A 14,298-nucleotide genomic window follows, 5' to 3' on the forward strand; every position below is an offset into this window, starting at 1 on the left:
ATAGCAAAATCAGGATTAATATACGATGACGGATATAGAAGTGTACTTGTTAGAAATTAAGTGAAATTCGCTTGTTTTTTACCACAGTTCTTTGTTGGCAAATCGTTTTATTTCCAAATTTTCCACCATTTTTTATTTCCACTATTCGTTCGTTCTTTGGTCAAGTCAATATTAACAGAAATTTTCTCTTCAACTTCCCATATTTTAGTTTTGTCAATATCAACTGATAAATCATCAAGAAATTTTTCCGCTTCAATTTTTTTTCGAGTTTCGTCAGTCAGCCCTTTTTGAGGAACGCTTATTATCCGTTTATCCTCTTGTTCAATTCTTTTAATCCAAGAAACGATTTCGTTTTCAGTCTTTTTATTATAAGAACTGGTTGTGGATTCGTCAATCTCCAAATTTTCGTTTAACATAAAATAGTCGACAATATGTATAGAAAAGAATAGATTTTGTGATTTATCAAAGTAAAACATTTCGGATTGCTTATTCTGAGGTAATGACAGAGAAACTCCAACCCAATTTATTATTCTATTTCTTTTATTCATTCTCTATTCGATGTTCTGATAAATGTTTGCCAACGGTCTCGTATATGAAACGTAGCGTGTAAAAAGACGCTAATTTTTCAGATTATGTACGAGCCGAATTTTTAAATTTTTCTTTTTATCTTTATTTATCTAAAAGCCAAATTTAAAAATTTGGCGTTCTTCACAAATACACACAAACCTTTCGGAAAGCCTATATTAGCTATGTTTTATATACATTGTTGTACCCAGTGCTTTATTCGAAATCATAAACTGTTGTCCTAATTTCGTGAGCAATTAGTTCATCATTAATAATCTCCTCAATTTTTGTCCATTCTCCGCCAGCAAGTCCGCAACCAATTCTTGGCATATGAACATTCGCATTTTCTACTTGAGCAAATTCACGTACTCTTTCCAAACATTCACGAACAAAAGGATAACGAATAGGCGGAAGTCCGTCATTATTTTTTCTGATTTTATGCTGTGCAATCATATTTGCAATCCACAAACCGTTTGATACTTTAACAAATTGAACATTACCTAATTTAAACTCCTTTTCGTTTGAATATTCATCTCTTCTAGTCAGTCTTTGATATTCGACAATATTGCTTTCTTCTCCGATTTTTGCTTTATACCATTTTCGATATTCGTTTTCAGGTTCTTTCCATTTTTTTGTAATTGCCATTACAAATCCTTTTCCCCAACCTCCAATATCATTACAAATATGAGTTATTATCTTTGTGTTCTCGTCAATCGGACTTGTTGCGTCTCCTTTTCTGTATTCTATTGGCATTAATTCTATTTTTATAAAATCCGTATTCAAAGATTTTGTATCAATTGAAAGACTAAATCCATTATAGGCTGGATTGTTTTTGTCAGAATTTGGTATTATCCTTTGTTCAACTTCGTCTGCATTTAATGGATAGCAATAGTATCCTTTTGGTTTGGAGTTAAGCGGTTTACTTACCAAAACTTTTTCTCCTTTAAGAAGTATTGCTTTTTCTCCACCAGTATAAGGTGCCATAAAATGAGTTAAATATGTAATTTCAACATCATTCATTGCTTGAAAAACTTCTCCTCCTTTTGGATAAGAATTTTCAGTTCCAAATATCTTATTTGCCAGACTTTTAATGTTCATTCTGATGTTTTCTCGCATTGGGTACAACGATCTTGCTATGAAAAGTACGGGAGCAAACTAGCGTTTACTTTCCACCAAGCACATAGCAAAATCCAAAAGATTTTGCGGACTTCATAAAAATACGCAAATCTTTCGATTAAGCCGAAAACCCGTATTGTTTATAGGTTTTGTTGTCATTAGTGGTTTCCGTTCTCATTGGCACATTTCGATTAGGTTTTGATTGGATTTCCGAAAGTACTTTTCGCGACACTTTTACTCATATTTTATTAATCAACCAGATAATACCAATTCCAGAAAATAAAAAGCCGCCGATTATAAAAATCATAGGAAAGTATGTTTTCCAAAATTCACTGTCTATCATTATTTCGTATTCGTTGTCTTTTTTTAAGTAAATTATGTCAATCGGTTGATTAATCTTATTTGGGCTGGCACTGGAGTCCAATTTTTTAGTCGTTTCAATTCCGTTTTTGTCCGTAAACATTACAATCGGAAAGTGATAAATGTGAGATTCTCCATCAGCGTCTTTACTCCGTTCCTCTACGAAGTCGATTATTTTAGCTTTTGTTTTAATTCCGCTCGTTTGGATTTTACGATTTGAATTTCGAATGTAAAATCCAGCGTATAAAAATCCGCCACCAACTATTAAAAAGACAATTGCTCCAATTAAGTTTTCCATTCGGTTTCTTGGTGTGTCGAAATTACCTGAATATTGTTAAAATGTTTTTTCACCATTAATGACAACGTGTTTGTATATGGTTTGTTGCGTGGTTAAGCACATAATTTAGCAAATAAAAACCGAATAGAAAATCCGCGAGGATTTTCGTAAGTAGGCTAGAACTAGCAATAAATTATATACGGTGTTGCCAATAGTACTTATATGCTATTTCTTGTCATAAAGTCAATAACACTTTGTAACATTAATTCAACTTGTTCTTTTGTGTATTCGCCATATTTTCCGTGAGCAGCCTTATTCCTTAAATCTAACCACGCAGTTACATTCTTTTGGTCAAGTTTATTATATATAGTTGCTTTTGTTAATTCAGCGTTTAACAAGTCCGCTTTCTTTGGGATTTGTTTTCCACCTTTTTCAGACGTAATATCAATTCCATTTTTCGTGCATAACTGTCTTAAATGCTCTTCTAAAACGCTTCCAATCATAACCGCAGAAGCATCTTTATAATTTTCGTTCAGTAAATGTTCAGCCATTTCAATAAAATCAGTAAAGATTTCGGCTGTTACTAAACCTCGAATAGTATTCAGCCAACCTTGTTCAATTTCTGTTTTTATTGATGTTAATATTCCTCTTCCTGCTTTAGCATCGTATGGTGTTGCCCTATTGCAACTATTTGTGAAATTTTCGTAATATGGATGGTCTTTATCGAATAAATTTAGAATAAAAGATAAAGATGCATTCTTGAAAGCATTGAATTGTTCGTTGTCAACATAAGATGTCGAAAATGAACCAGTTCCTCTTCTTTCAGTTCTTAAAACATTATCAGCCAATTCAATCAATTGGTTTATTCTTATATTCAATCTTTCTTGTGTGTTCATTTTTTTGGTATTATTGGCAACGGGCAAAGGTATAAGGCGTGTGAGGCGTTTTGCTTTAGATCCCTATGTTAGAGATGTTAATTTAGGATTTTAAAGATAAACTAATTTTGAATTATACAGCCTCACAGGTAGCCTTTAAAACGCCTGATACGCTTTATGCTTTGTTCACGCCAGTTATTTGTGGCAGCATGACAAAAGCAAGTATGCACCGGATTTAAGACGAGGCGTTTTACACCTTTGCCCGTTCAGGCCAATTAGTAGTTTGGGAGTCTTAAAATTGTTAATTTGTTTATCCTAGAGATTGCTTTATATTTTTCATGGCTATGGAGTAGAGTAATTTTAGTTCGCAATAGGAACAAATTAAAATTTTATAGCGTAGAACTACGGCCGCAGGTAATTGGCCTGAACGGTTGAGCTATGAACAGTACGGGAGCAAACTGGCGTTTGCTTTTCGCTACGCACATAGCTAAATCTTTTGGTTTTCTTTTTACTTTGTCCCGCTAAAAAGCAAAATCCCAAAGATTTTGCGGACTTTATAAAAATACACAAACCCTGCGACTAAGCCCAAAGCCCGAATTGTTTATAGGTTGTGTTGCCATTAGTTTTATTTAGGAACAGTTCTTAAATAATTATAAAAAAGCTCTTCCATTCCGCCATTTAATCTAATCCTTAATAGGTTATTCCTATTTAATTCAACTGCCTTAATCAGACAATTGTCAAACAGTTCTTTTAACTTTTCAATGTTTATAAGAGTGGTATAATGCTCACGTCCATTATTACTTAAAGTTGAGAAATTTCCGTCCCAAACTCTGGATGATTCTTGATAAACTTCATCGATGTCATCTTCATCATTTGAATATCTAAAAATAAAGTTCGGTTGATTTTCGTATTTTGCTTTTGAAACTAAACTGACATTGTGAATTAGTCCATTGCGTAAAGCTGGTAGAATTTTAAGAATATTATCATCGGATTCCTTTTCCGCTAATAATATTAAACATCGTTTAATTCCATTGGTAAAGTTAGTGCTCAAATCGGTTCTGTTATAACAAATTCCTAATTGGTCAAGAGCGGATAATATTGCCATAATTGGCACTAAATTTTTCGTCCTTGTATTATGAGTTGTATGTTGTATTGCCTCATATAGAAAAGAAAGCGTAGACCTTATTTGACAATCAATTAATTGATAAGACATAGAATAACGGTCAAGATGTAATTCTATAATTTCCTGCTCAGAAAGCTCCGTAATATGTTTAGTTGGATGGTTCATTTAAATTAATGGCAACGTGTTTGTATATGGTTTGTTGCGTGATTTAAGCACTAAATTTAGCAAATAAAAACCGAATAGAAAATCCGCGAGGATTTTCGTAAGTAGGCTAGAACTAGCAATAAATTATATACGGTGTTGTAGCACGTTTTTATTATTCAAATTTCCTTTTATTTCCGCAATTCGCACATAGTTTTGCTTTTGGTGTTCTGTATGGTTTTCCACAATTTTCACAATCAGGTCCAATTTGTTCAAGCGAGTGATGCATAATCGCATTCGGTTCAATTTCTCCAAATTCAGTCAAATTATTATAGTATTCTAATAATTCTTTAAATCTCTCTTTTCTATCCGCTTTTGCTATTTTAAATCCGTTAGAGTATAATTCGGAAGCGATTGCAAACTCATTTTTATCCAACATTGGAATGTCCATTTTACATCTCCAGCAATATTTAATTTCCATCTTATTCGATTTTTCTATTTTCTAAAACAAATTCATCGAACAGTCTTTGTTCATTCTGCTTTTCAGTCGATATTTCAGATAATTTTAAATCACTCATTCCTCTTGGTGAATAGAAAAATGTTTTCCATATCGGTCTATGTTTAATAAATATATCTTTTCCTCCAAACTCATCGTGAGTAAAGATTCCAATCCAGAATTTCGAGACTATTAAAATTCCGATTATTAATATTATTATTCCTGTCTTTCTTTTCAATTCGTGAGTTTTCTCAAATGTGCTACAACGGTTATATATAAGCAATTTACTAAAAAACCATTAACTAACCCTACCATATGGGGTGTATATGAGAACTTTTTTGTGAAATTTTATGTATTGCGGTTTTAGGTGTATATAAGAACTTTTTATTATTAAACGTTTAATAACGGCTAGAGTTTCTTTCATTTCTAGACCTAAAAAAGACCAACGCATCTGGTTGGTCTTATAGGTGTGTGTTATGGTATAATAGGGTGGTTTGCGGTTTTGCTTTCGCGCAAGCGGTATTCTTATAATAGTGTATGGTGTGGTGATGGGCTTATTGAGAAACGGCTTCTTTATAGGTTTTTAAACAGCGCTCTCTAGCTTCTTTATGGTCTACCATCATCTCTGGATAACTATCGGTGCCGTACTCTGGTACGTATTCTTTTATGTAGTTGCGCTCTTTGTCAAATTTATCTTTTTGGGTAATGGGATTAAAGATTCTAAAATAGGGCGCAGCATCTACACCGCTGCCTGCTGCCCACTGCCAGTTGCCCACGTTACTGGAGAGGTCATAATCGAGTAGTTTTTCGGCAAAATAGGTCTCGCCCCAGCGCCAGTCTATTAAGAGGTGTTTTATTAAAAAACTTGCTACTAGCATGCGTACACGGTTGTGCATGTGGCCGGTGGTGTTTAATTCTCGCATACCTGCGTCTACTAGGGCATAACCTGTGGTGCCGGTTTTCCATTTTTCAAATTCGTCCTCATTATTGCGCCACTCGATGCGGTCGTATTTTGATTTAAAGGCTTGGTCTTTGGTATGTGGGAAATGGTAGAGTATCTGCATGAAGAATTCTCTCCATATCAACTCGCTTAGGAATGTCTTGTTATTTGCATGGTCTGCCTTGCGCACCATTTTACGCACACTTACTATACCAAATCTTAGGTAAATACCCAGTCTAGAGGTTCCGTTTTCTATGGCTGGATAGTTTCTAGTATTCTCGTATTCTTCTATAAGTGTAGGTGTGACGGTATAGGCTGATATTTCTATACTGGATTTTTTGAATCCTATGTCGCTAAGAGACAGGTTGGGCAACCTGCTGTTTTTGATACAGTTATCTAGGTAGTCGTGGGTGTAATAAAATTTTTGATGCTCGCCGCTACCGTGGTCTTTTCTAAAATGTTCTAGCCACTTATTTTTATAGGGTGTGTAAACGACATAGGGATTACCGTCTGCCTTTGTGATCTCGTCTTTTTCATAAATAACTTGATCTTTAAAGGTTTTAAAATCTACATTATGTTGTGCCAGCAGTTGATCTATTTCTAGATCGCGTTCTAGAGCATAGGGCTCATAATCATGGTTAGTAAACACGGTGTCTACTTGATAGTCTTTAAGTAATTGCGTCCATATTTTTTTAGGTGTTCCATAGAGCATGGCTATAGAACTGTCGTGTTCTTCTTGCAGTTGTGAGCGCATGCGCTGCAGTTGCTCATGGATAAAGGTAACGCGTGCGTCGTCTTCTGGTAATTTATCTAGAATATCACTGTCAAATATGAATAGGGGCAGGACAGGAAGATCACTTTTAAGTGCTTCTAGAAGTCCTACATTATCATCGAGTCTTAAATCTCTACGCAGCCAAAATATGTTTACCTTTTTACTCATCGTTTATTTATCCTAAATTTAAAGACCCCTTACCGCCATTAACACCTATCACCTGGCCGGTAATCCAGCCCTCGTTTTGATTCAATAAAAATACGGCAAGGCTTGCAATATCTTCTGGTGTACCGACACGTTTAAGTGGGTGCATGTCGCCCATTTTTTCTTTTTTGGCATCGTTATTTAAGAGTCGGCCAGCGAGTGGTGTGTCTACTAGTGACGGTGCGATAACGTTTACTCTTACCGTAGGAGCATACTCTGCCGCTAGTGCGCGAGCATATCCTTCTATAGCACCTTTTGCAGCGGCTACACTGGTATGAAAAGGCATTCCTGTACTTACTGCAACGGTAGAGAAATAGACTATACTGCTGGTACCGTTTTTAGTCAATAAAGGTAAAACCGTTCTGGTGGCTTTTATTAAGGAGAAGAAATTGATCTCCATATCTTCTTCAAAATGTGATTGCTTCAACATTTTAAAGGGTTTTAGATTAATGCTACCAGGGCAGTACACAAAACCATCTAGAGATTCTGGCAGTAAACTGGTGTCTAATTCTTCTGTAAGTGCATCAAATGGAATGTGTGTCACACTATCTGGTAAATTTTCATTTTCTCTAGAGGCTACGTACACGTTATTTCCTTCATGAAGGTGTTGTACGATGGCGTTTCCTATTCCATGGCTACCGCCTATAAGTAGTATATTTTTTGACATTTTTGTACTTTTATTTTGTTCTTACTATATTAGTAGAGACTTTAAAATCTCTTATTTTTCTTTAAATGCACCGAAGTGTTTGATGAGTGCGCTTTCGCGAAAGCGGAATATTTCTTCCAACTTTTTCTTAACTAATGGCGTCCCTAATTTACCTAATAGACCGAATGGCAAGCGGTAGTGAATTAAATCTTCCATGAGTGTGCCGCCTTCTATCTCTGTAATAAAATGCTTGTGGTGCCAGGTGGCATAGGGACCGTACATTTGCTCGTCCACAAAAAACTTGCCTTCTTCTACTTGTGTGATGTGAGTCACCCAGTTGGTTTTATAAAAGGGTAGTGGTTTTATAGAGTATTCTATAAGCTGTCCAGGATACATACCTCTTTCTGTACCGTACTGCACGACCATATCCAGTTCTGGTGGTGTGAGTAGTTTCAGGTTATTTGCATCTGTTAGAAATTCCCATGCCTTATCTATGGAGATGGGTAATTTTTGCTGCGAAGAAAATTGGATTAATTTCAAGTTGTTTTGTTTAAGGTATAAAGGTAACTCTTAAACAAAAGATTTAGAATAAAGACTTGTTAAATTCTGTGCCAACTTTAATAATGACTATAATAATAACCGTATTTCATGTTTTTATATAATTATAGAAAACGTAAAACCCTTTTAAAACCTAGTGTTATTAGGTAATAAAAGGGTTTAAAAAGAGTATTTAAAGAGTTTTAAAAATAGGAGTAGCACCAGCGTCTAGTCGTCATCGCGCCACTCGCCACTGCTGTATTCTTTACCTATAGCTATTTTTACACCTACATTAAAGATAAGGTTAGAGGCATTTAATTTTTTCAATAAATTGGGTTGTATAGGTGCGGTAGAACTGTCATCTCTATAAGAATAGGCGATAGGGTCACCTAGTGTTGTGTTGTACTGTGGCGAGAAGAATAGTTGCACACTGCGACGGAAATAGTAATTGAATCGCAAACCTCCTTCTAGATAAGCACTAGATGAGGACGAGTTCTCGCTGTCACTAGAAAATACTTGTGTATTACCTATACCTATTTGTGAGACGCTGTTCTCTGGACTGTTTAAAAAGGCAACTCCACCTTTTACAAAGGCATCAAATTGAAATCTGCCCTGAGTATAAGAATAGGTAGGACCTATGGCTATAGAAGTATTGGTCCAGTTGTTTGCCGTGGCTGCTGTACGATCGTCTGTCTGAAAATCTAGATAACCGAATTCATTATACTGGTGTCTTAAGGAAATACCTAGTCCTAGATGCTTGTTGGTATAATACAGATATTCTGCTCCTATATTAAGTCCCGATCTAGCGACATCTCCATAATCTGAAAGAGGTTGTGTAACACCTAGATCTATGACTAGATTGTTTCTAGGGACTTCCCTTAAATGTACGGCATCTTTAAAGGGTTCTGTTTTAAGTGAGTCTACTTGTGCCACAGCAGTGGCAGCGACTAATGATACTATTAATAGGCTGATCTTTTTCATGGTTTAAATATAAGAGTTATGTGGGTATTTAAGAATTCTTTAGTGCAGGATTAAGATATTTTTGGCGAGACGCTCAAGGATGTGTCTGTATCTTTAGTTAAATCAATAAAAAACAACGTTATGAGCGACAAGGAACTAGAAGGAAAATGGGATCAGACAAAAGGAAAAGCCAAAGAAGAATTCGGTAAACTCACTAACGATAAATCTAAAGAGGCTGAAGGAAAGACTGATCAAATAAAAGGTAAAATAGAAGAAGGAATAGGTGAGGCTAAAAGGAAAATAAAAAATACCTTTGACGATAAATAATACAGCAATGGAAAAATTAACTGAAGCACAAGTAGAAAAGCATTTAGAGAACGTAGAAGGATGGGATTATTATGATGATGCGATCCACACTACCTTTGAATTTGACAATTTTATGGACTGCTTTTCTGTAATGACGCGCATCGCGTTAGAAGCAGAAAAAATGGAGCATCATCCAGACTGGCACAACACTTATGGTACCCTAGAGATTACTCTAAGTACTCATGATGTTAACGGTCTTACAGAAAATGACTTTAAACTTGCTGCTGCCATTGAGCACATAGTAGGTGATGAGTAAGGTATAACACCTTAAAAAATTAAAACTCCTTAATCGATCGTGATTAAGGAGTTTTTTTATGGGGTACTAAGTTTATAAGTATGGAATAATTAGTAAAACAATTGTTATTTTAGATTTAGGATAAAATAAAGTCCAACTGCAAGCATCGACATTTTTATAATCATCAAAATGATGAAGCCATTTTTCTTCCCATTTATGAATAATAGGATTTTCTTGATCTAATAAATGGTATTTAGTCTCTAAAAAGACACTATTAATCTCTTTATTAGTCATACGAAGTGAACCATTTACCGTATACCAATCCAGAAAAGTACATGAATAGTGTGATTGATTGACAGTATCGATACTTTCTATATATTCTGATTTTTCAAAATAAGGGCTTGAAAAATAATTAGATTGATATCCTTTCTGTTTTCCTTCTAGATACAGGCAGTTAGAGCTAGCATTATATTTCGATCCAAGGAATTCCTGCTCAATTAAAAGGTTTCCTTTAATTTGATTTCTAATTAAATTTAATTCTTGGGACTCCATCTTATAAGGAAGCTCTTTACTGATAGCTTTTAGTAGATTTATTTTGCCTAATTCTTCGGTAGAAAATTTAGCGATATCCTCATCATTATTGTCAAAAGAAAAGAAGCAAATATCCATATCGTCTATTTGTTCTTTAAACAAATGATCTAACTTTTCAATATTTATCACCCACCGACACGTTTTACTTTAAAGCCTTTTTCTTTGAGCATTTCCATAATGCGATCGCGGTAATCACCTTGTATGATAATCTGGTCGTTTTTAAAACTACCGCCTACACCTAGCTGTGTTTTAAGTTCTTTGGCTAGAATTTTAAAGTCGGCAGTGGCGCCAGTATAACCAGCTATTACGGTATTTACTTTTCCTTTACGTTTTTCAAACTTACATTCTAAAGGATCTTCTTGTAACCAGATGTTGCTCTTTTCTGGTTTTTCTTCTTCTTTAAAATCATGTTCTGGGAAAAGGTTTTTTAATTGATCGCTTAAATCCATAAGGTACTTTATATCGCAAATTTAATAAGTAAATTCTATTTAAACAGTTCTATCTACACTATCATCGGTAATGTCAAAAACAGAACCTTTTTTATCTTGTAAGATAGAAACTCCTTTTTGTAACAATAAGTTATTAGGGTAGGTGATTAACTCGCCCTCGTCTGTTTCTAATAAGGTGTAAAAACCTTTTATATCGCTTATTACTGCGGTAACTGGCAAGTCTTTATCATGTATGCGTATGCGATCTCCTATTCTATAAGGAAACGTAAAGTAAAGAATAAAACTGGCAGTTATGTTGCTCAAAATACTCCAGTTTGCAAAGAGTGCCACACCTACCACGGCAAATGTAGAACCTAGTGCGACAAAAAAGCCTTTTGTATTAAATCCCCATATGAGAATAATAGCAATTACACATATGGTCCAGATTATATAACCGGTGTATCTTTTTAAATACTGCTTGCGCAATTCTGATCGATGAATTTTTTGAGACAGCTTTGCAGCACTCCATATAATCAACCGGTGAATTATAAACGTACCTATTAAGAAAGAAACGGTTAATATTACTTCTGGCTTTGAAAAATATTCTTTCATATTCCTAGACTATCTCTCAAAACAGCATCTTTGTTTGCGTTTTTACCCCAGTAAGCAGATTTAATGGACTTCTTTAAAGTACCTGTAGAAACCATAGGTGTAGATCCATCTTTATAACGATCCATCCAGGATAGTATGCGGTAAGGAGATGTCTTTTCTGTTTTGAAAGCAATTGTTCTACCTAGATCTGTAAACTTAACACTGTATAAAAAGCCATCTTCCATCTCGCTTAATTTTGCTACAGCGTCATACGGTTTTGTCTCTACATGTTTAAGTCTTAAAAATTCTGTACTAGGTATGATTTTATTCGCACCAGTAGGCATAGCCTGAGGATCTAGTCTTAACTGCGCAGCGATTTGATTTTCTGTCATGACGTTTTCTATCTCAAAATCATCATTTCCTTCACTTTGAAAATAGGAGTGAAGGATCACCTCATATTCATCACCATCTTGATTCATTTGCATATAAGTCTGTCCGCACCATTCTTGAATGCTGCTGGCTACTTTAATAGCATTGTCTTTTTTATCTAGAGGTAAAAAAGTACTGCTCATAATGTGATAAGGATAGATACCAGTATTAAAATCACGAGTGGCATTGAATTTAAGAACAGGTCTGTTAGAGTCGTTTGCTTGGTCTGCCTTTACCTGGTCTTTTTTATCAAAAGATTCCGTTACAAAAATCATTACCGCAGTTCCTTCTCTCATCTCTCCATATCTAGCCTGACTAAGATCATAACTAGAAATCTCTGCTTCACCACTGTACCAATAATCCTTAAATTCTTGAGTAAGTTCTCTGTTTTCTAGAGTTTCTAGAGGGTCTTCACCTATAATAGTTTTTCCATTACTTTCTACATGGACCTTAGTATCACAAGAAAGTATAGTAAGAGCGACGGCACAAATTAAAAAATATTTCATAGCTATAATTTTATACAAATGTAATTTTTATGATTTTGATATGTATTATAAAATTCTCTAAACAAGGCAAATAAATAAGCAATAAATAGAAGAATCTAATGATTAGGCAGTTTTTACTTTCTCTTGCATCATTTTGATCTGATCTCTCAGTTTTGCAGCTTCCATAAAATCCAATTCTTTTGCCGCCTTTTCCATCATCTTACGAGTTTCTCTTATTTTCTTTTCTAGTTGTGCTTTAGAAAGGTATTCTGCTTCTTCCTCTGCCGCTTTAAGAGATAGCGTTTCTTCTATGGCATAGGTCGCAGCATTCTTGCGGTACAATGCTGTTTCTAGCTTTTTCTTTATCGCGGTAGGTTTTAAACCATTTGCCTCATTATATGCAATTTGCTTAGAACGACGGTATTCTGTCTGGTCTATGGTTTTTTGCATGCTCTCGGTAATTTTATCGGCATATAGAATAGCGAGTCCATTCACATTACGTGCTGCACGACCTATAGTTTGAGTAAGAGAACGTTGGTTACGTAAAAAACCTTCTTTATCTGCATCTAGAATAGCTACTAGAGATACTTCAGGTAAATCCAGTCCTTCTCTCAATAAGTTTACACCTATAAGGACATCAAAAACCCCACGACGCAAGTCAGATAATATCTCTACACGTTCTAATGTATCTACATCACTATGAATATAGCGACATCTTACATTAATGCGTGTTAGGTATTTGGTGAGTTCTTCGGCCATGCGTTTTGTAAGCGTTGTGATAAGAACACGTTCATCACGTTCTTCTCGCAATCTTATTTCTTCTACTAGGTCGTCTATTTGATTCTGGCTAGGACGTACTTCTATTATAGGATCTAATAAACCTGTAGGTCTTATAATTTGTTCTACGACTACACCATCACTTTGTGCCAATTCATAATCTGCAGGAGTAGCGCTTACATATACTACTTGATTTTGTAGAGCTTCAAATTCTTCAAATTTTAATGGACGGTTATCCATGGCTGCTGGTAATCTAAAACCGTAATCGACTAGATTTTCTTTACGTGATCTATCACCACCATACATAGCGCCCACTTGTGGCACACTCACGTGACTCTCATCTATAATCATTAAATAATCATCTGGAAAGAAGTCTAATAAACAAAATGGTCTTGTACCAGGTAAACGACCGTCTAGATAACGACTGTAGTTCTCAATACCAGAACAATAGCCTAGCTCTCTTATCATCTCTAAGTCAAATTCTGTACGTTCTTCTAGTCTTTTTGCTTCTAGAGGTTTTCCTATTTCTTTAAAATAGTCGGTCTGTTTTACCAGATCTTCTTGAATGGAATGTATGGCGCCTTGCAGTATGTCTGGAGAAGTCACAAACATGTTTGCCGGATAGATGGTAATTTGGTCAAATTTTTCAAGAACTCTACCGTCTACAGGATTAAAACGTTCTATATCTTCTATCTCGTCTCCAAAAAAGTGGATTCTAAAACAAGTATCTGCATAACTAGGGTACACATCTAGTGTATCACCATTAATTCTAAAATTACCACGGTTAAACTCTGCAGTGGTTCTAGAATACAGCGACTGTACCAGTTTGTGCAACAATGCCGTTCTCGCAATAACCTCGTCTTTTTTTATTCTAACAACGTTTTTCTGGAATTCTACTGGGTTACCAATACCATAAAGACAAGAAACAGATGCCACAACTATAATGTCACGACGTCCAGAAAGTAGGGAAGAGGTAGTGCTTAATCGCATTTTTTCTATCTCTTCATTGATAGAAAGATCTTTCTCGATATAGGTACCACTAGAAGGAATAAAAGCTTCTGGCTGATAATAATCATAGTAGGATACAAAATATTCTACGGCATTATCAGGAAAAAAATCTTTAAACTCTGAATATAATTGAGCCGCCAGCGTTTTATTATGACATAGGACTAGGGTAGGTTTCCGTACTTCTTGAATCACGTTTGCAGCCGTAAACGTTTTACCACTACCGGTAACACCTAATAGGGTTTGAAATTTCTCATTAGCCTCTATGCCTTCCACTAATTGTTTAATGGCTTGCGGTTGATCTCCCGTAGGAGAAAACTCTGATACAATATTAAAATCCATGAATTGTAAAAATAAGATTTTTGTAATTCCGCTTTCGC

At 35.2% G+C, this 14,298-nt stretch carries 18 protein-coding genes; 2 read left to right on the forward strand and 16 right to left on the reverse strand.

The annotated features are described in order from the left end of the window. Positions 1 to 107 precede the first annotated feature (107 nt). From LY01_RS05085 to LY01_RS05135, 11 genes are all read right to left on the reverse strand, one after another. On the reverse strand, positions 108 to 548 hold the full coding sequence (locus LY01_RS05085; RefSeq protein WP_104514758.1) for a hypothetical protein: 441 nt from the start codon (positions 546 to 548) through the stop codon (positions 108 to 110). A gap of 232 nt (positions 549 to 780) precedes the next feature. After that, on the reverse strand, positions 781 to 1,662 hold the full coding sequence (locus LY01_RS15360; RefSeq protein WP_317044684.1) for a macro domain-containing protein: 882 nt from the start codon (positions 1,660 to 1,662) through the stop codon (positions 781 to 783). A gap of 256 nt (positions 1,663 to 1,918) precedes the next feature. Further along, the gene (locus LY01_RS05095; RefSeq protein WP_104514759.1) at positions 1,919 to 2,338 is read right to left on the reverse strand and encodes a DUF3592 domain-containing protein; all 420 of its coding nucleotides are present in this window, start codon (positions 2,336 to 2,338) and stop codon (positions 1,919 to 1,921) included. Positions 2,339 to 2,535: 197 nt separating this feature from the next. Next, complete coding sequence (locus LY01_RS05100) at positions 2,536 to 3,213, reverse strand: DUF4145 domain-containing protein (protein WP_104514760.1); 678 nt, start codon at positions 3,211 to 3,213, stop codon at positions 2,536 to 2,538. 604 nt (positions 3,214 to 3,817) lie between these two features. Continuing rightward, a complete protein-coding gene (locus LY01_RS05105; RefSeq protein ID WP_104514761.1) occupies positions 3,818 to 4,480 on the reverse strand; it encodes a hypothetical protein in 663 nt (220 codons plus the stop codon). Between the two features lie 151 nt (positions 4,481 to 4,631). After that, the gene (locus LY01_RS05110) at positions 4,632 to 4,937 is read right to left on the reverse strand and encodes a hypothetical protein (RefSeq protein ID WP_104514762.1); all 306 of its coding nucleotides are present in this window, start codon (positions 4,935 to 4,937) and stop codon (positions 4,632 to 4,634) included. 1 nt (position 4,938) lies between these two features. Continuing rightward, a complete protein-coding gene (locus LY01_RS05115; RefSeq protein ID WP_104514763.1) occupies positions 4,939 to 5,190 on the reverse strand; it encodes a hypothetical protein in 252 nt (83 codons plus the stop codon). A 316-nt stretch (positions 5,191 to 5,506) separates the two neighbouring features. Further along, positions 5,507 to 6,832: a cryptochrome/photolyase family protein gene (locus tag LY01_RS05120; protein WP_104514764.1), complete on the reverse strand. Its 1,326-nt coding sequence runs from the start codon at positions 6,830 to 6,832 to the stop codon at positions 5,507 to 5,509. A gap of 7 nt (positions 6,833 to 6,839) precedes the next feature. Beyond that, on the reverse strand, positions 6,840 to 7,535 hold the full coding sequence (locus LY01_RS05125; RefSeq protein ID WP_104514765.1) for an SDR family NAD(P)-dependent oxidoreductase: 696 nt from the start codon (positions 7,533 to 7,535) through the stop codon (positions 6,840 to 6,842). Positions 7,536 to 7,586: 51 nt separating this feature from the next. Further along, complete coding sequence (locus LY01_RS05130) at positions 7,587 to 8,054, reverse strand: SRPBCC family protein (RefSeq protein ID WP_104514766.1); 468 nt, start codon at positions 8,052 to 8,054, stop codon at positions 7,587 to 7,589. 225 nt (positions 8,055 to 8,279) lie between these two features. After that, positions 8,280 to 9,032 carry a hypothetical protein gene (locus tag LY01_RS05135; protein WP_104514767.1) on the reverse strand — a complete coding sequence of 251 codons (753 nt, stop codon included), beginning with the start codon at positions 9,030 to 9,032 and terminating at the stop codon, positions 8,280 to 8,282. 120 nt (positions 9,033 to 9,152) lie between these two features. Here LY01_RS05135 and LY01_RS05140 point away from each other — a divergent pair, with 120 nt between their 5' ends. Continuing rightward, positions 9,153 to 9,338 (forward strand): CsbD family protein, encoded by a 186-nt coding sequence (locus LY01_RS05140; RefSeq protein WP_104514768.1) that lies wholly within the window; start codon positions 9,153 to 9,155, stop codon positions 9,336 to 9,338. Positions 9,339 to 9,345: 7 nt separating this feature from the next. Beyond that, positions 9,346 to 9,633, forward strand: a complete 288-nt coding sequence (locus tag LY01_RS05145) for a 4a-hydroxytetrahydrobiopterin dehydratase (protein ID WP_104514769.1) — start codon at positions 9,346 to 9,348, stop codon at positions 9,631 to 9,633. A gap of 72 nt (positions 9,634 to 9,705) precedes the next feature. On the opposite strand, the gene LY01_RS05150 is transcribed toward LY01_RS05145, so the two are convergent. The 5 genes from LY01_RS05150 to uvrB all read right to left on the reverse strand — a co-directional run bounded on the left by LY01_RS05150 (position 9,706) and on the right by uvrB (position 14,260). After that, entirely contained in the window at positions 9,706 to 10,332 is a 627-nt protein-coding gene (locus LY01_RS05150; RefSeq protein ID WP_104514770.1) for a hypothetical protein, read from the reverse strand. Next, positions 10,329 to 10,652 carry a translation initiation factor gene (locus LY01_RS05155; protein ID WP_104514771.1) on the reverse strand — a complete coding sequence of 108 codons (324 nt, stop codon included), beginning with the start codon at positions 10,650 to 10,652 and terminating at the stop codon, positions 10,329 to 10,331. The genes LY01_RS05150 and LY01_RS05155 overlap by 4 nt, the downstream gene beginning before the upstream one ends. Positions 10,653 to 10,691: 39 nt before the next feature. Continuing rightward, positions 10,692 to 11,243, reverse strand: coding sequence for a mechanosensitive ion channel family protein (locus tag LY01_RS05160; RefSeq protein WP_104514772.1), 552 nt, complete (start codon positions 11,241 to 11,243; stop codon positions 10,692 to 10,694). Next, entirely contained in the window at positions 11,240 to 12,157 is a 918-nt protein-coding gene (locus LY01_RS05165) for a septum formation inhibitor Maf (RefSeq protein WP_211289277.1), read from the reverse strand. The genes LY01_RS05160 and LY01_RS05165 overlap by 4 nt, the downstream gene beginning before the upstream one ends. A 102-nt stretch (positions 12,158 to 12,259) precedes the next feature. Next, positions 12,260 to 14,260: an excinuclease ABC subunit UvrB gene (uvrB, locus tag LY01_RS05170; RefSeq protein WP_104514773.1), complete on the reverse strand. Its 2,001-nt coding sequence runs from the start codon at positions 14,258 to 14,260 to the stop codon at positions 12,260 to 12,262. Positions 14,261 to 14,298: the final 38 nt, after the last annotated feature.

This window comes from Nonlabens xylanidelens, from assembly GCF_002934445.1.
GTDB classification, from domain to species: Bacteria; Bacteroidota; Bacteroidia; order Flavobacteriales; family Flavobacteriaceae; genus Nonlabens; species Nonlabens xylanidelens.